This window comes from Roseateles sp. GW821-FHT09H11, assembly GCF_059415845.1.
The window spans coordinates 904,991-927,974 of the sequence record NZ_JBWKOA010000001.1 but is presented as its reverse complement, the minus strand read 5'-3'; the positions used below and the strand labels follow the sequence as shown (position 1 = coordinate 927,974).

Below are 22,984 nucleotides of genomic sequence, written 5' to 3'. Positions count from 1 at the left end.
TGCCCATGACTGCCGCCGCCTTGTCCCGTCCGCCGTCCTCCCGCATCGCGTCGATCGACGCGCTGCGCGGATTCGTGATGATCGTGATGCTGCTCGATCACGTCCGCGAGACCTTCTACCTGCACCTGCAGGTCACGGATCCGATGACGGTGCCCGGCACGCCGCCGGAGCTCTTCTTCTCGCGGCTCGCGGCGCATCTCTGCGCGCCGGTGTTCGTGTTCCTGACCGGGCTCTCGGCCTGGCTCCACGCCCACCCCGACGGTGCGCCGCCGCGCGACGTCCGCGGCTTCCTGCTCAAGCGCGGCCTGCTGCTGATCGGGCTGGAGCTGACGCTGGTGAACTTCGCGTGGAGCGCGAGCTTCGGCGTGATCTACCTCCAGGTGATCTGGGCGATCGGCTTCAGCATGCTGGCGCTCGCGCTGCTGTCGGGGCTGCCGCGCTGGGCGCTCGTGGGCATCGGGCTCGTGATCGTCGGGGGACACAACGCGCTGACCGGCCTGTCGGTGCCGCCCGACGGCGGCTGGCGGGCGTTGTGGACGCTGATGCTGCATCGCGACTGGCTCATCCCGGAAGGGCTCGTGAGGGTGCGCGTGAGTTATCCGGCCCTGCCGTGGGTCGGGGTGATCCTGCTGGGCTTCGCGACGGGGCCGCTGTTCTCGCGCGCAACGCCGGTGCGGCAGCGGCGGCGCGTGCTGTGCGGCCTCGCGGCGGCCTGCCTGTTCGCGCTCGCGGTCCTGCGCGGCTTCAATCGCTACGGCGAGAACGCACCTTGGGTCACCGGTGCCACGGCGCTGGACACGGCGATGTCCTTCCTGAACTTCACGAAGTACCCGCCGTCGCTGGACTTCCTGCTGTTGACGCTGGGGATCGGAGCGGTCCTGCTGGCCGCGTTCGAGCACGGGCGCCATGCCTTCCTCCGCGTATGCGCGGTCTTCGGCGGCGCGCCGATGTTCTATTACCTGCTGCACCTCTACGTGCTGCTGATCGGCTATCGCGTGCTGCTCGCGGTCTTCGGCCCCAACCAGGGCGTGCGATTCGGCGTGGATGCCGGCCAGTTCCCGCTGATCTGGCTCATCTGGCTGGGCCTGGTGCCGCTGCTCTATCCGCCGGTGAAGGCGTTCGCGGCCTACAAGCGGCGCACGCACCGGGCCTGGGTCAAGTACCTGTGACCGCACCGGGTCCCCTGCAGGGCCCGTGTGGGGCCCGGCACAGCGACCCTCCCAGGCTCAGCGGACGAAGCGGTTGCCTTCCCCGACGATGGAGAGATCCGCGAAGTCCAGGCCCGAGTGATCGCTCGGGCTGTAGCTGATCTCCAGGCCGCCGATGTTGACCTTCTGCAGGCCTTCCAGCGTGTCGCGGAGCTTCTGCCGCGTCGGGTGCGGGCCGGCGCGGCGCAGGGCCTCCACCAGCACCTTGGCGCCGGCGAAGCCCTCGATCATGGCCGGCGTGATGTCGCCGTGGCCCTGGGCGGTGGCGAGTCCCTGCGCCTCGGTCACGATGGCGGCGGCGCGGGAGCGCTCATACGGGAAGACCTGCCCGACGATGATGCCGCGCGCGTTCTTGCCGAGCGAGGCGACGAAGCCCGACGAGGCGTTGTTGGACAGGGTCACGATCTGGACGCGCGAGCCGCTGTCGCGGATCGCGGCCACGCCGTCGACCACGGCCTGTCCCGAGCCCAGGAAGATCACGGCTTGCGCCGAGGTCGACTGCGTCTTGGCGACGGTCGCCTTGAAGTCGGGGTGGGCGCGGTCGAACTTCTCGACGAAGGCGGCCGACTTGCCGACCGCGGCGAAGCCCGTCATCACGCCGACCACCGCGTCCGCGCCGAACGAGTCGTCGACCTGGACCACGCCGATCTTGTCGATGCCGATCAGGCTCAGATGGCGCACCGCGCGTTCCGCTTCGCGCTGGTAGGTGGCGCGGACGTTGAAGAGCCACGGATGGACGGGCTTGTGCAGCGCCATCGCGCCGGTGGACGGGGCGATCAGGGGCACGCGGTGCTCGGTGAGCAGCGGCATGATGGCCTGGTTGTGCGGCGTGCCGCGGGTGAGGAACAGCGCCAGCACGTTGTTGTCGACGATCAGCGTGCGGGCGTTCTCCGCGGCCAGCTTCGGGTCGAACTTGTCGTCCAGCGAGATCAGCTTGATCCGCTCGCCGTTCACGCCGCCGGCCTTGTTCACGGCGTCGAGGTAGAGCTTGGCGCCGTCGGTCGTTTCCTTGACGCTGGCCGCGACCGGTCCGGTGAATCCGGAGGTCTGGCCGATGAGCACATCGGCGTGGCAGGTCGTCGCGAACAGGAGGGAGAGCATCAGCCCACAGAGATTTCTCACATGCATTCCTGGCAAGAAGTTGGGGCGCCATGATCGGGCGCGTGGCGGACGCGAGCGTCGTCGGCACGCCACGTCGGTGCGCGTGGGCGATCGTCGGAGCGAAGCGCTGTCTTGAGGTGCGAAATGTACGGCGATGTGGGGACGCCGCTGCGAGGGCTTCCCCGGTTCGGACACCGGCGGTTGCATGAATTACCTCGACGTCGGTAGCGCGGAGTGACCGGCGCGACCCTCGCCGTGCTCGCCGTGATCAAGGTGATCGGTGGGGCGCCATCGACCTGCAGAGCTCGAACACCAGGCCGCGCAGCCACTGGTGTCCTGGATCCTTCTCGAGCCGCGGGTGCCACATCTGGGAGACGGTGATCGGCTCGGTCGGCACCGGCAAGGGCAGGGCGCGGAGTGCGCCCTGGACGAAGTCCGGCCGGAAGAAGGTCGACGGCACCAGGGCCACCAGGTCCGTCGCGGCCGCGATCGACAGCGCCGCGCGGAAGCTCGGTACGACGACGGCGACGCGACGCGCCAGTCCGCGTGCAGCCAGCACCCCGTCCACCGGGCCCGCGCGACGGCCCCGCCGTGAGGTGACCACGTGGGCGCAGGCCGCATAGCTCGCGGCGTCGAGTCCACGCGTCTCCAGCAACACGTGACCCTCGCGCACCGCGGCGACGAAATGGTCGCGATAGAGCGCCTGGATGCGCACCTCGGGGCCGGACTCGCCGAGCACGCCGATGTCGAGATCGATCAGTCCCTCGCGCAGCGGGCGCACGTCCTTGTCGGGCTTGGGGGCGAAGCGCAGGCACACGCCCGGCGCTTCTTCCGCCGCGCGTGCGACCAGCGCCGGCGCGAAGGCCTCGATGAAGCCGTCGTTCGCGCGCAGCGTGAAGGTCCGTTTCAGCTGGCGCAGGTCCCAGCCCGCGCCCGCCGGCTGCAGCACGGCGCGCGCGCCCTGCGCCAGCTCGCGGACCTGGTCGCGCAGCGCCAGCGCGTGCGGTGTCGGCACCATGGTGCGGCCCGCGCGCACGAGCAGCGGATCTCCGGTGGCCGCGCGCAGTCGCGCCAGCGTGCGGCTCATCGCGGATTCGCTGAGCCGCAGGCGCTCGGCGGCCCGCGCCACGCTGCCTTCGGCGAGCAGCGCGTCGAGCGCGGTGAGCAGGTTGAGATCGATGTCGTCGGCCATCCGGCCACGCTAGCACGCGCGCGATCAGTGCGGATGGCGTCGCATGCAGGGACTCCCTGCGCCCGGCGCGCTGGTCGCGTCGCCGGACGGCTCCTATGCTGGACACACCTCCTGCCGAATCGCCGCCCCGATGTCCGCCACGCCGTCCGCTTCATCCGCCACATCCGTTGCATCTGCCGCATCTGCCGCATCTGCTGTGTCGGATGCATCCGTCTCAACCGGACATCCGCCCGACATGCCCGACACCGACGGCGTGCCGTTGCCCCGACGTCACGCCGCGGTCGCCGCGCTGCTCGGCGCGATCGCGCTGGTGGTGCTGGACGGTGCGATCGCCAACGTCGCGCTGCCCAACATCGCGCAGACCCTCGACAGCTCGCCGGCCGATGCCATCTGGGTCGCGACGGCCTATCAGCTGGCGGTGGTGATGTTCCTGCTGCCGGCATCGGCCCTGGGCGAGCGGCTCGGCTATCGGCGCGTGTTCGTCGCGGGCGTCTCGCTCTTCACCGCGGCCTCGGCGCTGTGCGCGCTGGCTCCTTCGCTGGGCTGGCTGGTGGCGGGGCGCTGCCTGCAGGGCCTGGGCAGCGCGGCGGTGATGCCGCTCGGCCTGGCGCTGCTGCGTTTCACTTATCCGAAGCGGCTGCTCGGACAGGCCATCGCGTACAACGCGCTGGCGGTCGCGGGCGCGTCGGCGGCCGGACCCGCCATCGGCGCGGCCATCCTGTCGGTGGCCGGCTGGCCGTGGCTGTTCGCGGTGAACCTGCCGGTCGGCCTGCTGGTGCTCATCGCCGCGCGCGGATTGCCGAGCACGCCGGGCACCCGGCGGCCGCTCGATGTCGTGAGCGTCGCCCTCAACGCGGGCATGTTCGCGGCCTTCGTGCTCGGCGGCGACCAGGTGCTGGCGAAGCCGCTGGAAGGCGGCGCGCTGCTGATCGCGGCGATCGTCTGCGGCGCGCTGCTGGTCCGCCGCGAGCTGCCGCGCGCGGCGCCGCTGATCCCGATTGACCTGCTGCGCTCGCCATCGTTCCGGATGTCGATCATCGCGTCGGTGTGTTGCTTCACCGGGCAGATGGCGAGCTATGTCGCGCTGCCGTTCTACATGCATCACGTGCTGGGCCTGAGCGTGCTCGAGACCGGACTGCTGATGACGCCGTGGCCGCTGGCGGTGATGCTGGCCGCGCCCTTGTCCGGTCGACTGGCCGACCGCCTGCCGACGGCCTGGCTCTGCGCGGCCGGCGCCGGCGGTCTCGCTGCGGGGCTCGCGCTCTGCGCCGCATGGCCGGCGCAGGCGGACCCGCGGCCGTTGCTGGTCGTCTTCACCGCGCTGGCGGGACTGGGATTTGGCTTCTTCCAGACACCCAACAACCGCAACATGCTGCTGTCCGCGCCGAAGGAGCGCAGCGGCGCGGCCGGCGGCGCGCAAGGCGTGGCACGGTTGACCGGTCAGACGCTGGGCAGCCTGTTGATGGGGCTGCTCTTCACGTGGCTGCCGGCGTCACGGGCCTCGCATGCGGGGCTCGGCATGGCTGCGGGATTCGCGCTGGTCGCAGGCCTCGTGAGCGTGTGGCGGGGAAAGACGGCGCGATGACGCAATGAGGCGACGTGCCGTGTCCTTGACCGATTCGATATGAAACCGAGGGCTGGGTGAAATTGAAGGTTTTTCCACGGGTGGAGACTGATCGCCTGCTCAACAACTGGATCTCTCCAACATGCAGGCACACACGATTTCCCCCGGCGCCGCCACGCCCTTCATTCCCCATCGCCACTCGCCGAAGTCCCGCAAGTCAGGTCGCCACGCGGGTCATCGAGAACATGGTTGGTCCGTGTACCAGGAACGGTTTGTCCTGGACCGGCTGGATCAGCTCTCGTCGGACGTGTCCGGTCTCAAGACGGCCTTCGGCGCGCTCGATGCTCGCATCGACGGCATCGACTTGCGGATAGACAGGATCGAGACGAGGATGGACCGCCTGGAAGACAAGGTAGATGGCTCGTTCAAGACCTTGTCGGACAAGATTGACGTATTGGGCGGCAAGGTTGACAAGGCGCTGGAGACGCAGGCGTTCCAACGCGGTGCCGGCTGGGTGATCGGCTGTCTGTTGGTTGGTATGGTCTCCACGTTGGGCTGGGTCGGTGCCCGCGTCGTGGATAGGACGCACATCACCTTCAGCCTTCCCACGGAGCCCCAGCATGCGATGGCAACACCAACACCGACGCCGACGCCGGAGGCTCCTTGACCGCCGCGTGGCAGCGGTGGCTCAGAATTTTGCGATTGACCCTCAATGACAAAGGCCCGGAGGCAAACGCCATCCGGGCCTTTTGCATGCCGGGGGTGGAGATCAGTTGCCGCGGACGGCCTTGACCTCGACGGGACGCAGGTCGATCGCGGCGCGGTCCAGCACGCCGTTGACGTACTTGTGGCCGTCCGTGCCGCCGAAGGACTTGGCCAATTCGACGGCCTCGTTGATCGCGACCTTGTACGGGATGTCGATGCAGTTCTTCAGCTCGTACGCGCCGATCATCAGGATCGCGTGCTCGATCGGCGACAGCTCGGTCGTCTTGCGGTCCGCGTGGCGGGCCAGCACCGCGTCCAGATCGGCCGCTTCCTCGATCGCGCCGTTGAAGAGCTTGTCGTAATGACCGCGGTCAGCCTTCTCGAAGCCGTCCTGCTCGCGCGTGTGCGCGTCGATCACGCCGAGGTCGTCGCCGGTCACCAGCCACTGGTAGATGCCTTGCAGCGCGTGCTCGCGCGAGCGGCGGCGCGCCGACTTGGCCGGCGCCTTCTTCGCGCCCGGCTTGCCTGCGCTCTTGCCGGCGGGGGTGTTGTCCTTGGTGTTCACTTGAGTTCTTTCAGCAGCTGTGCCATTTCGACGGCAACGGTCCCGGCATCGCGGCCCTTGTCTTCGGCCCGCGCCCAGGCCTGTTCCTCGTTCTCGACCGTCAGGATCGCGTTGGCGATCGGCAGGCGGTGGTCCAGCGTCAGGCGCGTCACGCCGGCGCCGCTCTCGTTGGCGACCAGCTCGAAGTGATAGGTCTCGCCGCGGATGATGCAGCCCAGCGCGACGAGCGCGTCGAACCTGCCGCTGACGGCCATCGCCTGCAGCGCCACCGGCACTTCCAGCGCGCCCGGCACGGTCACGTGGCGGATGTCGGCGTCCTGGACGCCCAGACGGGCGAGTTCGCCCAGGCAGGCCTTGGCCAGCGCCGTCGTCAACTCGTCGTTGAACCGCGCCTGGACGATGCCGACGCGCAGGCCCCGTCCGTCCAATCGGGTCGACTGACCCTTGTCAGATCCTTGCATGCGGTCCTCAGCAATTCTTGTCGTTGGCACCGGCCTGGGCGGCCTGGAAACCGGTCACTTCCAGCCCGTAGCCGGTCATGCTCGGCATGCGGCGCGGGCTGCCCAGCAGCTTCATCCGCTGCACGCCGAGTTCGCGCAGGATCTGCGCGCCGACGCCGTAGGTGCGCAGGTCCATGGTCTGACGGGAATCTTCCGACGCGGCCGGCTGCAGGCGCGCCAGCAGCGCGTCCGCGTCCTCGCCGCAGTTCAGCAGCACCGCGACGCCGGAGCCCTCGCGCTGGATCGCCGCCAGCGCCTGCGGCAGCGGCCAGCTGTGGCCGCATCGGCCGGCGTCGAGCAGGTCCATCGCGGAGAAGGGCTCGTGCACCCGCACCAGCACCTCCTGGTCGGGCTGCCATTGGCCCAGCGCCAGCGCCATGTGCACGTTGTTCGAGCGGTCGCGGAAGACGTGGCAGTCGAAGCGGCCTTCGCGCGTGTCCAGCGGACGCTGCGCGATGCGCTGCACGATCGACTCGTTGCGGCTGCGGTATTCGATCAGGTCGGCGATGGTGCCGATCTTCAGGCCGTGTTCCTTGGCGAAGATCTCCAGATCCGGCAGACGGGCCATGGTGCCGTCGTCGTTCATGATCTCGCAGATCACGCCGGCGGGCGTCAGGCCGGCCATGCGCGACAGGTCGCAACCGGCTTCGGTGTGGCCGGCGCGCATGAGCACGCCGCCGTCCTGCGCCTGCAGCGGGAAGATGTGGCCCGGTTGCACGAGGTCCGACGCGACCGCGCCCTTGGCGACCGCCGCCTGCACGGTCCGCGCGCGATCGGCGGCGGAGATGCCGGTGGTGACGCCGGTGGCCGCCTCGATCGACACGGTGAAGGCCGTGCCGTGCTTGGTGCCGTTGCGGGTGGCCATCGGCGGCAGCTGCAGCTGCTCGCAGCGCTCGCGGGTCAGGGTCAGGCAGATCAGGCCCCGGCCATGCTTGGCCATGAAGTTGATCGCCTCCGGCGTGACGTGGTCGGCGGCGAGGACGAGGTCCCCCTCGTTCTCGCGGTCCTCTTCGTCGACGAGGATGACCATGCGGCCGGCCGCCAGCTCGGCGACCAGCTCGGGAATCGGTGAAATAGGCATGGGTGCGATTGTAGGCGGGGCGGCCCGGTGGTCGGACTCGCGGGGTTCCTCGGGAAGGTCGGGCGATCCTGGCGCTGCCAGGCCGACGCGCCCGATGCGGCTGAAGTCGATGAAGTCGATGAAGTCGCTAGGTCGATGAAGCGGCGAGCGGCCGCAGTCTCAGCCGCAGATCGCCCCCGACGGACTGGCAGTCGACCATCCGGAAGCGCGGCGCCCCGTCGAGCGTCGTCAGACCGCCCAGGTCGACCACGCCGCGGCCCTCGCCCAGCAGCATCGGCGCGACGTAGATCAGCAATTCGTCGATCAGTCCGGCCCGCAGCAGCGAGCCGTTGAGCTTGTAGCCGGCCTCGATGTGGAGCTCATTGACCTGGCGTCGGCCCAGGTCGCGGATCGCCGCGCCCAGGTCGACCTTGCCCCTGGTCGGGTCGGCGACGGAGACCAGCTCCGCCCCGCGCGACGCCAGCGCGGCGCCACGCTCGCCCGGCTCGGCCAGGGCGTGATAGATCAGCAGTTGCCCGGGCGGCGCCAGCAGGCGCGCGTCCGGGGACAGCTCCAGGCGCGAGTCGATCAACACGCGCTGCGGCTGCAGCACGGTGTCGACGTCCCGGACATCCAGGCGCGGATCGTCCTCGCGCGCGGTGCCGATGCCGGTCAGCACGGCGCCGGCACGACGCCGCCAGGCGTGGCCGTCGCGCCGGGCCTCGGGGCCGGTGATCCATTGGCTGACGCCGTTCGAGAGCGCGGTCCGCCCGTCGAGCGACGCGGCGATCTTCATCCGCACGAAGGGGCGTCCGTGCTGCATGCGGGTCAGGAAACCGATGTTGAGTTCGTGCGCCTCGACGGCGGACGGGTGGTCGGTCGGCAGCACCTCCGTGGCGATGCCGGCGGCGCGCATCCGCGCGAGGCCCTGACCGGCGACTTGCGGGTTCGGGTCGCCGAGCGCGACCACGACCCGTCCGACGCCGGCCGCGATCAGCGCGTCGCAGCAGGGCGGGGTGCGGCCATGGTGGGCGCAGGGTTCGAGGGTCACGTAAACGGTCGCGCCGCGCACGTCCTGACCCCGGGCCTGGGCATCGCGCAAGGCCATGACCTCGGCGTGGGCCTGTCCGGCGGCCTGCGTGTGCCCCTGGCCGAGCACGCGATCCTCGCCGTCGACGATGACGCAGCCCACTCGGGGGTTGGGGTCGGTGAGGCCGACCGCGTCGTGGGCCAGGCGCACCGCCTCGGTCATCCAACGGTCGTCGCGCGGCGGCGTGGAGGTGCTGGATGCGGCGGAGGCGCCGGACGCACCCGAGGCAGTGGCCGACGGCAGGCCGGAGGGCGGTTCGGGCGGCAGGGCGGGCGATCGGACGTCTTGCATGGCGCGGAGTCTAGCGGCGCGATCCCGGCGGGAGTTGCAGCAGGCCGGAGAGGGCAGGATCGGTGAGGGGGAGCAGGCTCTCGAGGGTGACGGACCGGGACCGTCCGGTGCGATCCGTCCACTGCACGCGCACCTGCACAGGTCGCAGCGGCGGCGTGACGGCGCCGGCCCCGGCCTCCGGCGCGCCCTCGTCGGCGCCGCGGTCCAGCGCGTCGGCCGCGGGCACCGCGCGGCCCGCGATGGCGAACTCGATGTCCGGTCCTTCCCATGACAGCGCGGGGGAGGGGCCGCCCGGCTGCCAGCGCCAGCGCTCGAGTTCATTGTGGGCGAGGCGCAGGGCCTGATCCTGGTGGCGTGCCTCGTCTGCGGCCACGCGCAGCCGGGCCTGCAACGTCATGAGGGCCACCGCGCCGATGGACAGCAACACCAGCGCGACCAGCGCCTCGACGATCGTGAATCCGCTGCCGATATGGCGACGGGCGCGACCGGATCGAGGATGGCGAAGGGATCGGGCAAGGGATTGGGGAAGGCACTTCATCGTGTCGGTGTCCAGCCGCCAGGGACCGGTACGAAACTGCCCATCTGTCGATGGATGCGGTAGAGGACGGCGGCGTCATGGATCAATTCGACCGAGCCCGCCTTGTCGACACGGGCATCGCTGACCACCGCCCCGCGCAGCGAGGTCGGCATGCCGGCAGGCGGGTGCCAGTCGACGCCGTCCCGCGCGTAGAGCACGCCTTGTGGATGGCCGGGAGCGGCGAGGTCCAGCCGCCCGTCGACGATCAGCACAAGCGGCGTGCCGTCGAGCGCCGACGCTGGCCATTGGGACAGGTGCGCGTCGCCGTCGATCCAGATCAGGCGGCGCCCGCGCGCCAGCGCCTGGGCGAGCGAGCCGTCGCAATCGCCGCCACAGCGCAGTCGGGTGATGGCGGGCTGGTCGCGATAGCGTCCCGGCGGATAACCGAAGACCCGGAGAAAGCTCCCCGGCCCCTCCACCAGGGCGGACGGAGGCGGCACGCGCAGGGCGCTGAGGAGCGCCAGATGCTGGGCGGACTCGGCCACGCCGATCGGGCCGTTGGAGACATCGTCGCAGTCCGTCCGGCGGTCGCTGCAGCCGCGTGCGATCAGCTTCAGCTGGCCCGGCCCACCCGCGTCGGCGAAGCGGATGCTGAACTGCGGTTGCGCTTCGCCGTCGGCGCGCGGTCCGCCCGCATCCGCGTTGCCGGAGGCGCCGCAGCGGCAGGACCAACGCAGGGGCCCGGAGTTCGCACAGGCCGGCGTTGCCGATGCGGCCGGTGCTGGCGACGCTGGCGACGCTGGCGCGGCTGGCGGCGAACCTGGCGCGTGATAGTAGCCATCGGCGCCGATCAGCAGGAATCGGCCGCGGAAGTCAGACGATGTCGCGCCGTCGACCGCTGGTCGAGCCGTCGCAGGCCGGCAGGCCTCGTCGATGGCGCCGCCGTTGAGCATGGCGACCGCCCAGGCCATGCCGGACTCGGCGGCCTCGGACGCCGTGGCGGCCCGCAGGTCGTTGGCCGCCACGCGCTGCGCCGTCGCCAACTGCCGCGCCGCCCAGGCGGCTCCCAGTGCCAGCACGCCCAGCAGCACCATGCACATCGCCAGCGTGCCCAGGCCTCGCTCGTTCCGCCGGGTCATGGGCAGGCTCCCGAGAGCGCGTGGTTGTGCAACTGGCTCAGCAGTTCGAGGTGATGGCTGACGCGCGGGTCATGCACGGCCTCGGCATCGACGGTCAAGGTCACCAGGCGCGCGGACAAGGTCGGCGGGCAGGCGCCGCCACCAGCGCCCGAGCCCGAGCCCGAGCCCGAGCCCGAGCCCGAGCCCGAGCCCGAGCCCGAATCGGAACCGGAACCGGAGGCACAGGCCGGGTCGCACGCGTCCCCCAACGGATACGCCTGCGACGCGAGTCGCACCTCCAGCCGCCGCACGCGCAGCAGGTCGGGATCCGTCAGCGGCTGGTAGCGGCCCGCGATCAACTGGTCGATCCGACCATCGTTCAAGCGGAAGCCGGAGGTCTCGCGGACGCTCCCGCCGCCGGGGGCGCTCCCGTCCCGGGCGAAGCTGTAGGTCAGGCGCCGGCCGGCGTCCTCGACCGTGAGATCCGCGTAGGGATTGCGGACCGGCGCGTCGGTATCGTCCTGCCAGACGCCGTCCTGCGCACGGTCCCAGAACGCCGCGCGACGCAGGTCGCGCAGCAGGAGTTCGGCGGTGGCGCGCAGTTCCTGCTGGACCTGCAGTTCCAGCATGAGCCGGTGGTGCTCGCCGAGCTGGACGCCCGCCATCGAGAACGCTCCGGCGAGGAGCAGGAGGCCGATCGTCAGTCCGATCATGAATTCGACGAGCGTGAATCCTCGCGCGGATCCTCGTGTCGAACTGCGAATCAAGCCTTGGCAGAGGTGGTTCGTCATGCTGGTTCCGTCACTGTGGCCAGCAGGCGTCTGCCTGCTCGACCCCTTGCTCGTCGAATCCGGTGGTGTAGACCGCGCCGAGCTCCAGCCGCAGCGTCAGCACGCGGCATCGACGGTCGGCGGACTGGCTGCCTTGCGCGACGGCCTCGGCCCGGTAGCGCGTGGCGTCGGCCTGGACGAGGCGCAGCCGATAGAGCCCGCCCTTCGTCGTCGCGGGCTGCTCGATGTCTTCGAGGCGGTCGGCGTATCGCGGGCTGCGCGAGCGGAAACGCTCCTGCGCGAGCTGGATCTCCTGCAGCGCCTCGCGCGCCTCGGCGCGCCGGCCCTTCATGACCTGATCGCGGAAACCGGGGAGCGTCAGCGCCGCCAGCACGGCAACGATCGCCAGCACGGTCAGGATCTCGATCAACGAGAAACCGCGGCGGCCCAGTGGCTTGCTTTCTCGCATGCCCGTTCGCATGTCCTTTCGCATGTTCATTCGCACGTTGGTTCGCGCTGTCATGCGGGGCTTCATCGGCGGCTTCACCGACGACGGCGTCAGCGGCGTCATCAGCGGCGTCATGCGCACCTCGGCAGGCGGTTCAGCGCGCCATCGGGCGTGCAACTGCGCACGCGGCCCGTGATGCTCACGATGTGACGGACCGTGCCGATGCTGGCGATGCGGACCTCGACCGTGCCGCTGACCGACACGGTCCCCTGGCGTCCGCTGAACAGCATCGAGGGCACGTTGGCCGTGACCTCCGGCCGTCCCCGGTCTCGCACCCAGCGCGCCTGCTTGATCGCCTGCGCGTCGGCGCGGCAGGTGGGTGGTGCATCCAGGTGGCAGTCGCAGCCACCGGCGGCGCCGGTGTGCAGCACGTAGCAGCGGCCGCTGCCGCTGACGGCGGATTCATCACCGCCGAAGCGCAGGCTCACGTTGTGCGAGCCCTGGATCGCCTCGCTGCGAGCCAGTTGGAGATCGCCGAGGACGGCCTGCGCGGCATTCGCGAGTCGCTGGCGCCAGAGCCAGTCGCGCAGGTCCGGCCCGGCGAGCAGGGCCACGAGCACGACCAGCGCGACGCTGACCAGCACCTCGATGAGGCTGATGCCGCGCGGGGCGGTGGGGCGATGGCAGGGGAACGGGGAAGCGGAGGGCTGCAAGGAAGATCTCCCGAAGAGTTGCCAGGAACTCTAGGGAGACGGCGGCCGTTGCGCTTCGCCTTCAGGAGGGAAAAGCCGGCCCGCTGAAGGGGGCCGGCTTTTGGGGGATGCTTGGGGGATGCGCGGGGGATGCGCCTGAAAAGTCCGTGAAGGCCGCGTCAATGACGCACGACTTCAGTGCCGCACACGCGCGGCGTCCCGCGACCTCAGATGTCTCGGATCAGCTGCCGGAACTCGTCGACGTCTTCGAACGAGCGGTACACCGAGGCGAAGCGCACGTAGGCGACCTTGTCGATGCGCTTGAGCTCGCGCATCACGTGCTCGCCCAGCTTGGTCGACGGGATCTCGCGCACGCCGGTGCTGAGCAGCTTCTCCTGGATGCGCTCCAGCGCCGCGTCGATCTGCTCGATGCTCACCGGCCGCTTGCGCAGCGCCAGCGTCATCGACGCGCGCAGCTTGCCCATGTCGAACTCGGCGCGCGTGCCGTCCTTCTTCACGACCATCGGCAGCGCGATGTCCGCGCGCTCGTAGGTCGTGAAGCGCTTGTCACAGGACTGGCAGCGACGGCGGCGACGCACCACGTCGCCTTCGTCGGACTCCCGGGTCTCCGACACCTGCGTGTCGCCGTGACCGCAGAACGGGCATCGCATGCGCCGCGGACTCCGCTCAGCGGTAGACCGGGAACTGACGCGTCAGCTCGGCCACCTGCTCACGCACGCGGGCCAGATTGGCCTCGTCATGCGGGTTGTCCAGCACGTCGGCGATCAGGTGGGCGGTCTTGCGGACCTGCTCCTCCTTGAAGCCGCGCGTGGTCATCGCCGGCGTGCCCAGGCGGACGCCGCTGGTCACCATCGGCTTCTGCGGGTCGTTCGGGATGCCGTTCTTGTTGCAGGTCATGTGCGCCGCGCCCAGGATGGCCTCGGCTTCCTTGCCGGTCAGGTTCTTGGGGCGCAGGTCCACCAGCATCACGTGGCTCTGCGTGCCGCCGGAGACGATGCGCAGGCCGCGCTCGATCAGCGTGTCGGCCAGCACCTTGGCGTTGGCGACGACCTGCTGCTGGTAGGCCTTGAACTCGGGCGTCAGCGCTTCCTTGAAGGCCACCGCCTTGCCGGCGATCACGTGCATCAGCGGGCCGCCCTGGATGCCGGGGAAGATCGCCGAGTTGATCTTCTTGGCGATCGCTTCGTCGTTGGTCAGGATGATGCCGCCGCGCGGGCCGCGCAGGCTCTTGTGCGTCGTCGAGGTCACGACGTCGGCATGCGGCAGCGGGTTCGGGTAGACGCCCGCGGCGATCAGGCCGGCGTAGTGCGCCATGTCGACCATGAAGTAGGCGCCGATCTCCTTGGCGATCTTGCCGAAGCGCTCGAAGTCGATGTGCAGCGAGTACGCCGACGCGCCCGCGATGATCAGCTTGGGCTTCTTCTCGCGCGCCAGCGCTTCCATCGCGTCGTAGTCGATCGCCTCCTTGGCGTCCAGGCCGTAGGAGATGACGTTGAACCACTTGCCGCTCATGTTCAGCGCCATGCCGTGGGTCAGGTGGCCGCCTTCGGCCAGGCTCATGCCCATGATGGTGTCGCCGGGCTGCAGCAGCGCGAAGAACACGCCCTGGTTGGCCTGCGAGCCGCTGTTGGGCTGCACGTTGGCGAACTCGGCGCCGTAGAGCTGCTTCAGGCGGTCGATCGCCAGCTGCTCGACGATGTCCACGTACTCGCAGCCGCCGTAGTAGCGCTTGCCGGGGTAGCCCTCGGCGTACTTGTTGGTCAGCTGGCTGCCCTGGGCTTCCATCACCGCCGGAGAGGTGTAGTTCTCCGAGGCGATCAGCTCGATGTGGTCTTCCTGGCGCCGGGTCTCCTGCTGGATGGCGGCGAAGACTTCGGCGTCGACGTTGGCGAGGGTCTGTTGGGTGCGGTCAAACATGATGATGTCGGCTCAAGGGTTGGCGCCGCCCGGCCGGCAACGCATCGGCGTGGTCGCCATTCTTCTGGAATGACAGCGACCCGGCGACGGAGGACGGAACGACGGCGGCCCAGGCGAACGGCACGGACAGCCAGGGAGATCCCCGGCCGTTCGCGCTTCCCGGTGGTGGCCCACCTCGGGCGACGCCTGTGCGGAGACCGATCCGTCTCCGGGCAGGGCGCCCTGATCGCCAGTTGCGCGAAGCCCGCAGTGTAGCCGCACCGTCGAGGGGCGCCGGGCATCTCGTGACATTGTTCCCACGGCAGAGGGGTCGCCGGCTTCGCCCAATGAGAAACGGGTTCCCGTGGAACCCGTTGATCGAGGTCGCGGAACGGCCGTTCAGCGCATGACGGCGGTCATGGCGACCTGCTCGCCGGTCGAGGCCGGCGCGGACGCCGGCTCGCGGATCGGACGCGGCGCCGAGGGGCTGACGTTGCGTCCCTGGGCGACGGCCTTCAGCAGGTCCTGCTCGGCCAGCACGCGCGAGGCGTAGCCGGTGTCGTCGGGCAGGTTGGCGGCACCGACGTAGCGGCGCAGGCCTTCCTCGAGGCTGCCGGCGCGCTGGATGCACTCCTTGAGCACCTGCACGCCGACGCGCAGGTTGGTGACCGGGTCGAAGGCGGCCAGGTTGCCACCGAAGGCCTCGTACTTGTCGTCGTGGACGCGTGTCATCACCTGCATCAGGCCCTGGGCGCCGACGGCGCTCTGGGCGAACGGGTTGAAACCGGACTCGATCGCCATGATGGACAGGATCAGCGTCGGCTCGACACGGGCGCGCTGGCCGACTTCCCAGGCTTCCTTGACCAGGCGGCTGACCGGTTCCGGCGCGACGCGGTAGCGTCTGGCCAGGTAGTTGGCCACCAGCGCCTGCTGACGGGTGAGCTCCTTCGGATCCACCGCGGTGGCGCGGGTGATCGCGTCGGGCTCGGCCATCAAGGCGAGCACGTCGCCGGAGGCCTCGACGCGCGCCTCGTGGCGCGCATTGAGCCAACCCAGCACCTGGCCTTCCAGTTGCTGGCGCAGGTCGGCCTGGCTGGCGAAGACCAGCCCGACGGCGACGACGGCGAAGCCCACCAGGGCGAGCGTGTTGTGGCTGACGACCAGGAGGCCCTGGCCGATGTCCTTGACGAAAAGCACCAGGGCGGCTTGCGCCTGGCGGGGCAGGGATAGCAGGTCTGAACGCGCTGTCATGCGACTCCTTTCTCCGACCACGCCCGGTGTGTGTCTGGCGAGCCGCTCGAAGCGTTCACTCGCGGGACACCCACCTGGGGGTGGTGATAATGGGCCGGCTCGGGCGTCGTCGACGGCTCGGAGGGCTCTCAGAGGGCTCCGGGCTCTTGATGCGACAGACGGGCGATCCAGCGTCCATTGGCAGCACACCGGCTTCGCGTCCCACAGCGAAGACCGGGATAACCCTGGGGGTCAGGGCAGGGCGCGATTCTATGGATCAAAAATAACCCGTCAACCGTATGGGCCATGTTCTTAAATACTTTTGGTTATGAAGTACCGAGATCTGCGTGACTTTATGGGCGCTTTGGAGGCCATGGGCGAGCTGCGCCGCGTGGCCGAGCCGGTGTCTCCGGTGCTCGAGATGACGGCCGTCAGCGACCTGGTCCTCAAGGCGGAGGGCCCGGCGCTGCTGTTCGAACAGCCGACCGGCTACCGGATGCCGGTGCTGGCGAACCTGTTCGGGACGCCGCGGCGCGTGGCGCTGGGCATGGGGGCCGAGTCGACCACCCAGTTGAGGGAGGTCGGCCAGCTGCTGGCGACGCTGAAGGAGCCGGAGCCGCCGCGCGGCCTGCGCGACGTGGGCAAGCTGGCGCAGATGGGCAAGGCGCTGTGGGACATGAAGCCGTCGCTGGTGAAGCGGCCGGCCTGTCAGGAGCAGGTGATCGAGGGCGACGACGTCGACCTGAAGCGGTTGCCGATCCAGACCTGCTGGCCCGGCGACGTCGGCCCGCTGCTGACCTGGGGGCTGGTGGTGACGCGGGGGCCGCAGAAGATCGCGAACCCGCGCCTGCGTCAGAACCTCGGTATCTATAGACAGCAGTTGATCGGCAAGCGGCAACTGATCATGCGCTGGCTGGCGCATCGCGGGGGTGCCCTGGATTTCCGCGACTTCGGCATCGCGAATCCGGGACAGCCGTTCCCCATCGCCGTGGCGCTCGGCGCCGACCCGGCGACGACGCTGGGCGCGGTGACGCCGGTGCCGGACACGCTGTCCGAATACCAGTTCGCCGGCCTGCTGCGCGGCTCGCGGACCGAGGTCGCCGACACGAACGTCGGCGAGGCCGGCCGCATGCTGCAGGTGCCGGCGACGGCGGAGATCGTGCTCGAGGGCCACATCCCGCCGGCGGCGCCGGGCTTCACCGGCCACAGCGAGGACGGCATCCCGCTGAAGGAGAAGGGCGGCTACCTGCACGCGCTGGAAGGTCCCTACGGCGACCACACCGGGTACTACAACGAGCAGGACTGGTTCCCCGTCTTCGAGGTGAACCGGATCACCCAGCGCGACGGCGCGATCTACCACTCGACCTACACCGGCAAGCCGCCCGACGAGCCGGCGGTCCTGGGCGTGGCGTTGAACGAGGTGTTCGTCCCCATCCTGCAGAAGCAGTTCCCGGAGATCGTCGACTTCTATCTGCCGCCTGAAGGCTGCAGCTACCGGATGGCGGTCATCTCGATCAAGAAGGCCTATCCGGGCCACGCCAAGCGGCTGATGTTCGGCCTGTGGAGCTACCTGCGCCAGTTCATGTACACGAAGTTCATCGTGATCGTGGACGAGGACGTCGACATCCGCAGTTGGCAGGACGTGATCTGGGCGATCACGACGCGCATGGACCCGGTGCGGGACACGACGCTGGTCGAGGGCACGCCGATCGACTACCTGGATTTCGCCTCGCCGGTCAGCGGGCTGGGCGGGAAGATGGGCCTGGACGCGACCAACAAGTGGCCGGGCGAGACGCCGCGCGAATGGGGCCGCGTGATCGAGATGCCAGCCGAGCAGAAAGCCCGTGCGGCGGATCTCTATCAGCGTTTGTTCGGGGGCTAGGAAATTACGGGTTCCCGGGCAACACGGCTTGAAAGGACCGGGAGGCGGACCTAAGGTTGTCTGGCCTTTCCGGCACTTCCTCTGGCGCAGTCTCTGCGCGCCAGGAGCCCTGCGGCAAATCGCCACGGAGCCCCAAAGGCGGCTGGTCCGCCCACCCCTTCCTCGTCCGGCACGCCCGGCGCGGAGGGGGTTTCTCTTTGGGCCGTCAATGACCGCCGACGTAGCCCAGCCATTCGTAACCCAGATAACGCGCCCGCGAGATGCCTTCCTGCGAGGGCAGCAGGTCGCGCCATTCGAACCCCGGCAGCGCCAGGCCGAGCGGCGCGGGGAACACCTCCACCTCCGCCGGCAGCGCCTCGCGGAAGGCCCGCAGCGCGCGGCGCATGTGCACGTCGTGCGTGACCAGCACGACGCGCCGGATCGGCTGCCCGCGCAGCAGCTCGGCGGTGAACTGAGCGTTCTCGCGCGTGTCGGTGGCGCGGTCTTCCTTGGCCGCGAGCGTGAAGCCGAATTCCTGCGCCGCGGTGCGTTCGGCCAGCGCTGCTTCGGTCATGCGTTCGTCCGAGGCGTCGCGTGGCGTGCCGCCGGTGAACATCAGCGGGATGCCGGTCCGTCGCGACAACCAGATCCCGTAGCGCAGCCGCTCGATCGACAGGGCCTTGAGCTGGGCGCCGCCGTATTCCGGCATCAGCTTGCGGGCGCCGCCGCCGAGCACGACGATGAGGGTCTCCTTGGGCGGGACGTCCTTCAGGCGCTCGACCCGCACCGCCTGCTGCGGCCCCAGCAGACGGTCCTGCAGCCACAGCGCGCCGAGCTCGGTGCTGCCGACCCAGACGGCGATCAGCCCGGTCGCGAACAGCGCGCCGGAGAGCCAGCGGCGGCGGTGCCGCAGCCACCACGCGAGCAGCAGCAGCGGAAACGCGCCGGTGGGCGGCAGCAGGAAGGCCGCGACCGCATGTATCAGGTCGTTCATCGAGAGCCGGGGATGGGTGTCAGGTGTTGAGGCCCGCCAGCATAATCAGCTTCCTTGACGACTCGTCCGGGTTTTGCCGGCTGTTCCCGTGTTCTTCTCTGCTCTTCCCGTCTGGCCGCGACGCGCGCTGCGTGTGTTCGTGGGTCTGGTGCTCTTCGTCGTCGCGTTGCTGCTCGTGGCCTGGGTGGCGCTGCCGATGTGGATCGAGCGGGCGGGCGTGCGCATCGCTTCGGAGCAACTGGGGCGTCCCGTCACGCTGGGTGGGGCCAGCTTCACGCCGTGGCGGCTCGCGCTCACGCTGGACGAGCTGAAGATCGCCGGTCCGACGGCCGGCGCGCCGCCGCTGTTCGAGGTCCAGCGCGTGCGCACGGTGCTGTCGCCGCGATCGCTGTGGCATCTGGCGCCGGTGCTGTCGTCGCTGACGGTGGCGTCGCCGCGGGTGCGCGTCGCGTTGCTGCCCGATGGCAAGACCGATCTGGACGACATCGTCGCGAGGCTGGCCGCTTCGCCGAAGAAGACGCCGACGCCGGACGACGGCCCCGCCGAGGCGGCGCTCTACAACATCGAACTGACCGACGGCGAATTCCGCCTGGACGACCGCGGCGCCGGCATGGTCCACGAGCTGAAGGCGCTGCAGCTGGGCATTCCGTTCCTGTCGACGCTGGATGCGGACGTCGAGGTGCATGTGCAGCCGCGTCTGTCGGGACGCCTGAACGGCGTCGGCTTCCAGAGCGAGGGTCAGGTACAGCCCTTCGCCGATACGCGCAGCGCGAGCATGACGGTCAAGCTCGACGCGCTCGACCTGTCGGCGTACCGCGCCTACTGGCCCAAGGAGCTGCCGATGCGGCTGGCCAAGGGCCTGGTCGATTCGCAGCTGACGCTGGATTTCAAGCAGCCGCCGAAGCAGCCGCCCGAGGTCAAGCTCAGCGGCCGGACGTCGGTGCGCGAGCTGTCGCTGCAGCGGCGCGCGGACGCTGGATCGGACGGCAAGGCGGACAGTGATTGGGAGGACTGGCTGCGCTGGCAGACGCTGAGCGTCGAGCTGGCTGACGTGCAGCCGCTCAAGCGGCAGGTGCTGCTGGGCGCGGTGACGCTGAAGCAGCCGGAGCTGCTGATGGGCCGCGACGCGCAAGGCCGCTTGTGGCTGCCGGAGATGTCCGCGGGCTCCACGCCGGCATCCGCGACGCCGGCGCCGAAGGCCGTCGCCGCGTCGCCGAAGGCGGCGTCCTCCGATGCGGCGAAGACATCCGCCGCGGGCGCGGCGCCCTGGCGGGTCGGCGTGCAGCAACTGGCGCTGGAAGGCGGTCGCGTCGGCTGGACCGACCAGACGCTCCGTCCCGCGGCCCGATGGACGGTCGACGGCCTGACGGTCAAGGGCAGCGGACTGAGCTGGCCGTTGGCCGCGAAGGCTGCGCCGGTGGAGATCGCCGCGACGCTGTCGCCTGAAGGCGCGAAGACTCCGGCGGCGTTCAGTGGCAAGGGTGAGGTCGGCAAGGCCGGCATCGCGCTCGCCTGGGCGCTGAAGGATCTCGCGCTGGACGGCTTCGCGCCGTATCTGAAGGCGGCGACGCCGCTGTCGGTCCAGGGCCGCTTCGCCACGCAGGGTGCCGTGAGCGCGGGACCGGCGGGCGAGAACCTCAAGCTGTCGCTGAAGGCGCTCAGCCTCGACGACGTTCAACTCGCCGACGGCAAGAAGCCGGTGCTGGCGCTCAAGCAGTTGAGCCTCGACCAGGCGGAGCTCGCGCTGGACAGCCGCCAACTGACGGCCGGCCGGCTGGCGCTGGTGGCGCCGAAGGCGCAACTGGGCCGCGACAAGGCCGGCAAGTGGAGCTGGGACGCCTGGATGGGCGCCTCGGCCGCGTCGCACGCGGCGAGCGGGCAGGGCGCCGCAGTCGCCACAGGCGCAGCAACTGCCTCACGCCGACGCGAACCCGAAGGGCGCGGCGATCGCCTGACCTTGAGCGCGCCGGACCATCCCGAGCTGGCCGCTGCCAAAGCGGCGAACGATGCGCCGTGGACCGCGCAGATTGCCGAGATCGCCGTGGAAGGCGGCGAGGCAACCTTGCTCGATCTGGCGACGCATGTGCTCGACGACGAACCGGCCCGGCCGATCGGTGTTCAGGAACTGATGCTGAAGGTGTCCGGCATCGACTGGGACGGTCGGCAACTGCGCAAGCCGCTGCCCGTGCAACTGGCAGCGACGCTGCGCCGGCCCGACGCCACGCGCCGCAACGCGCGCGAGGTGCCGAAGTTCCGTTGGGACGGTCAACTCGCGCTGACGCCGCTGACAGCCTCGGGACGCCTGAGCGCCGAGCACTTGCCGCTGCACTGGGTCGATCCCTACCTCGATCCGTCCATCGGCATCCACCTGCAGCGTGCCGAGGGGTCGATGCGCGGCGGCTTCGAGTTCACCGAGACGCCCAAGGGACCGTCGGTGCGCGCCGACGGCGAGTTGCTGATCTCCGACCTCCGGCTGCGCCAGGCGCGGCTGCAGGACGGCAGACGCCGTTCGGCCGAGGACCTGTTGAGCTGGCAGGGCCTGAAGCTCGGCGGGCTGCGGGTGGCGCTGGCGCCCGGCGGAGCGCCGGACGTGAAGATCCAGCAGGCCGTGCTGGACGAGTTCTACGCGCGCCTGATCATCAACGAGCAGGGCCGCCTCAACCTGCGCGACCTGAACCAGACCGAGCAGGGCCAGGCCGTGGCGGCCGTGGCAGGCACGTCGGCGGCGTCCGCGCCGGTGGCGGCGACGGTGGCTCGCGCGACGTCGGCGCCGACACCGGCGACGGCGTCGACCGGCACTGCGCCGGTAGTCGGCGCGGCCTCGTCCGCGGCCGGCGATCCGCCGCTGCGGCTCAGCATCGGCGAGACCCGCGTCAACGGCGGCAAGGTCGATTTCAACGACCGCTTCATCAAGCCCAACTACAGCGCCAACCTCAGCGAACTCACAGGGACGCTGGGCGCGTTCTCGGCCGGTTCGGCGGCGATGGCGCCGCTGCAGCTCAAGGGCAAGGTCGAGGGCACCGGCCTGCTCGACATCAGCGGCCAGTTGAACCCCAGCGGCGCGCCGCTGGCGCTGGACATCACCGCCAGCGCCACCGACATCGAGCTCGCGCCGCTGTCGCCGTATGCCGGCAAGTACGCGGGCTACGCGATCGAGCGCGGCAAGCTGTCCACACGGGTCCATTACCAGATCGAGCCCGGCGGTCGCCTGGAGGCCGACAACAAGATCGTGCTCAATCAGCTGACCTTCGGCGATCGCATCGACAGCCCGACGGCGACCCGGCTGCCGGTCAAGCTGGCGGTGGCGCTGCTCAAGGACAGCGACGGCGTCATCGACGTGAACCTGCCGGTCAGCGGCTCGCTCAACGATCCGGAGTTCAGCGTCGGCGGCCTGGTCGTGAAGCTCATCGTCAATCTGCTGACGAAGGCGCTGACGGCGCCGTTCTCGCTGCTGTCGGGCGGCGGCGGTGGCGCCGAGATGAGCCAGCTCGAGTTCAAGCCGGGCACGGCGGCGCTGCAGCCGGAGGCGGCGAAGAAGCTCGAACCGCTGACGAAGGTGCTGGCCGACAAGCCGGTGCTGCAGCTGAGCATCACCGGCTGGGTCGATCCCGACGCGGAACGCCGCGCGGCGCAGGGCGCCCGGCTGGAGGACGCGCTGATCGCCGAGCGTCGCCGTGAACTGCGGCGCGCGTCGGTCACGCAGGCGGTGAACGCACCTGGCGCGGCCGCTTCGAGCAGTTCCGGCGCTTCGGGTGCGTCGGGCGTGTCCGGCACCGCCGACGCGGGCCCCGCGCCGATCGTGCTCGACGACGCGCAACGCGCGCGGCTGCTCAAGGTCGTCTACGACAACGCCAAGCTGCCCAACAAGCCGCGCAACCTGATCGGGCTGTCCAAGGACATCCCGGCGGCGCAGATGCGCGACTTGCTGATGGACAGCTACACCGTCACCGACGAGCAGCTGCGCGAGCTGGCCCTGCAGCGCGCGGTCGCCGTCCGCGACGCGTTGCTTGAGCGCGGTGTGCCGAATGCGCGCATGTTCCTCGCCTCGCCGAAGCTGCACGCGAAGGACGACGAGCGTGGCGGCGACAAGGACAAGCCCTGGTCGCCTCGCGTGGATCTGGCGCTGAGCGCACAGTAAGTCCGTGGCGCCAGGGCTTGATC

General features: G+C 70.1%; 20 protein-coding genes. 5 read left to right on the top strand and 15 right to left on the bottom strand.

Annotated elements, in window-relative coordinates; all coding sequences use genetic code 11:
* The first annotated feature begins 5 nt into the window (after positions 1 to 5).
* Positions 6 to 1,169, top strand: a complete 1,164-nt coding sequence (locus tag AC07PR_RS03715) for an acetyltransferase domain-containing protein (protein WP_495134449.1) — start codon at positions 6 to 8, stop codon at positions 1,167 to 1,169.
* A 57-nt stretch (positions 1,170 to 1,226) separates the two neighbouring features.
* On the opposite strand, the gene AC07PR_RS03710 is transcribed toward AC07PR_RS03715, so the two are convergent.
* Positions 1,227 to 2,309 (bottom strand): ABC transporter substrate-binding protein, encoded by a 1,083-nt coding sequence (locus AC07PR_RS03710; RefSeq protein WP_377155329.1) that lies wholly within the window; start codon positions 2,307 to 2,309, stop codon positions 1,227 to 1,229.
* A gap of 268 nt (positions 2,310 to 2,577) precedes the next feature.
* A complete protein-coding gene (locus AC07PR_RS03705) occupies positions 2,578 to 3,501 on the bottom strand; it encodes a LysR family transcriptional regulator (RefSeq protein ID WP_495134448.1) in 924 nt (307 codons plus the stop codon).
* Between the two features lie 235 nt (positions 3,502 to 3,736).
* On the opposite strand from AC07PR_RS03705, the gene AC07PR_RS03700 reads away from it, so the two are divergent.
* A complete protein-coding gene (locus tag AC07PR_RS03700) occupies positions 3,737 to 5,086 on the top strand; it encodes an MFS transporter (protein ID WP_495134447.1) in 1,350 nt (449 codons plus the stop codon).
* Between the two features lie 121 nt (positions 5,087 to 5,207).
* Positions 5,208 to 5,732, top strand: a complete 525-nt coding sequence (locus tag AC07PR_RS03695) for a hypothetical protein (RefSeq protein ID WP_495134446.1) — start codon at positions 5,208 to 5,210, stop codon at positions 5,730 to 5,732.
* Positions 5,733 to 5,834: 102 nt separating this feature from the next.
* On the opposite strand, the gene nusB is transcribed toward AC07PR_RS03695, so the two are convergent.
* From nusB to AC07PR_RS03635, 12 genes are all read right to left on the bottom strand, one after another.
* The gene (nusB, locus tag AC07PR_RS03690; protein WP_377155326.1) at positions 5,835 to 6,335 is read right to left on the bottom strand and encodes a transcription antitermination factor NusB; all 501 of its coding nucleotides are present in this window, start codon (positions 6,333 to 6,335) and stop codon (positions 5,835 to 5,837) included.
* Positions 6,332 to 6,796: a 6,7-dimethyl-8-ribityllumazine synthase gene (gene ribH / locus AC07PR_RS03685; protein ID WP_377155325.1), complete on the bottom strand. Its 465-nt coding sequence runs from the start codon at positions 6,794 to 6,796 to the stop codon at positions 6,332 to 6,334. Before ribH ends, nusB begins: the two co-directional genes overlap by 4 nt.
* A gap of 7 nt (positions 6,797 to 6,803) precedes the next feature.
* Entirely contained in the window at positions 6,804 to 7,916 is a 1,113-nt protein-coding gene (ribBA, locus tag AC07PR_RS03680) for a bifunctional 3,4-dihydroxy-2-butanone-4-phosphate synthase/GTP cyclohydrolase II (RefSeq protein WP_495134445.1), read from the bottom strand.
* Between the two features lie 127 nt (positions 7,917 to 8,043).
* Positions 8,044 to 9,147 (bottom strand): bifunctional diaminohydroxyphosphoribosylaminopyrimidine deaminase/5-amino-6-(5-phosphoribosylamino)uracil reductase RibD, encoded by a 1,104-nt coding sequence (gene ribD, locus AC07PR_RS03675; protein WP_495134837.1) that lies wholly within the window; start codon positions 9,145 to 9,147, stop codon positions 8,044 to 8,046.
* A 139-nt stretch (positions 9,148 to 9,286) separates the two neighbouring features.
* Complete coding sequence (locus AC07PR_RS03670; protein WP_495134444.1) at positions 9,287 to 9,814, bottom strand: type IV pilus modification PilV family protein; 528 nt, start codon at positions 9,812 to 9,814, stop codon at positions 9,287 to 9,289.
* A complete protein-coding gene (locus AC07PR_RS03665) occupies positions 9,811 to 10,932 on the bottom strand; it encodes a hypothetical protein (RefSeq protein ID WP_495134443.1) in 1,122 nt (373 codons plus the stop codon). Before AC07PR_RS03665 ends, AC07PR_RS03670 begins: the two co-directional genes overlap by 4 nt.
* Positions 10,929 to 11,702, bottom strand: coding sequence for a PulJ/GspJ family protein (locus AC07PR_RS03660; protein ID WP_495134442.1), 774 nt, complete (start codon positions 11,700 to 11,702; stop codon positions 10,929 to 10,931). The genes AC07PR_RS03665 and AC07PR_RS03660 overlap by 4 nt, the downstream gene beginning before the upstream one ends.
* A 10-nt stretch (positions 11,703 to 11,712) precedes the next feature.
* Positions 11,713 to 12,264, bottom strand: coding sequence for a type IV pilin protein (locus AC07PR_RS03655; protein WP_495134441.1), 552 nt, complete (start codon positions 12,262 to 12,264; stop codon positions 11,713 to 11,715).
* Positions 12,261 to 12,842 carry a GspH/FimT family pseudopilin gene (locus tag AC07PR_RS03650; protein WP_495134440.1) on the bottom strand — a complete coding sequence of 194 codons (582 nt, stop codon included), beginning with the start codon at positions 12,840 to 12,842 and terminating at the stop codon, positions 12,261 to 12,263. Before AC07PR_RS03650 ends, AC07PR_RS03655 begins: the two co-directional genes overlap by 4 nt.
* 206 nt (positions 12,843 to 13,048) lie before the next feature.
* Positions 13,049 to 13,492, bottom strand: coding sequence for a transcriptional regulator NrdR (gene nrdR, locus AC07PR_RS03645; protein WP_067271194.1), 444 nt, complete (start codon positions 13,490 to 13,492; stop codon positions 13,049 to 13,051).
* A 16-nt stretch (positions 13,493 to 13,508) separates the two neighbouring features.
* The gene (gene glyA / locus AC07PR_RS03640; RefSeq protein WP_377155318.1) at positions 13,509 to 14,759 is read right to left on the bottom strand and encodes a serine hydroxymethyltransferase; all 1,251 of its coding nucleotides are present in this window, start codon (positions 14,757 to 14,759) and stop codon (positions 13,509 to 13,511) included.
* A gap of 378 nt (positions 14,760 to 15,137) precedes the next feature.
* Positions 15,138 to 15,989 (bottom strand): lytic transglycosylase domain-containing protein, encoded by an 852-nt coding sequence (locus AC07PR_RS03635; protein WP_431103340.1) that lies wholly within the window; start codon positions 15,987 to 15,989, stop codon positions 15,138 to 15,140.
* Between the two features lie 307 nt (positions 15,990 to 16,296).
* Here AC07PR_RS03635 and AC07PR_RS03630 point away from each other — a divergent pair, with 307 nt between their 5' ends.
* Positions 16,297 to 17,850 carry a UbiD family decarboxylase domain-containing protein gene (locus AC07PR_RS03630; RefSeq protein ID WP_431286841.1) on the top strand — a complete coding sequence of 518 codons (1,554 nt, stop codon included), beginning with the start codon at positions 16,297 to 16,299 and terminating at the stop codon, positions 17,848 to 17,850.
* Positions 17,851 to 18,055: 205 nt separating this feature from the next.
* Here the strand turns inward: AC07PR_RS03630 and AC07PR_RS03625 are convergent, their stop codons facing one another.
* Complete coding sequence (locus AC07PR_RS03625; protein ID WP_495134439.1) at positions 18,056 to 18,823, bottom strand: YdcF family protein; 768 nt, start codon at positions 18,821 to 18,823, stop codon at positions 18,056 to 18,058.
* A gap of 88 nt (positions 18,824 to 18,911) precedes the next feature.
* Between AC07PR_RS03625 and AC07PR_RS03620 the strand changes: the two genes are divergently transcribed.
* Entirely contained in the window at positions 18,912 to 22,961 is a 4,050-nt protein-coding gene (locus AC07PR_RS03620) for a DUF748 domain-containing protein (protein ID WP_495134438.1), read from the top strand.
* Positions 22,962 to 22,984 lie beyond the last annotated feature (23 nt).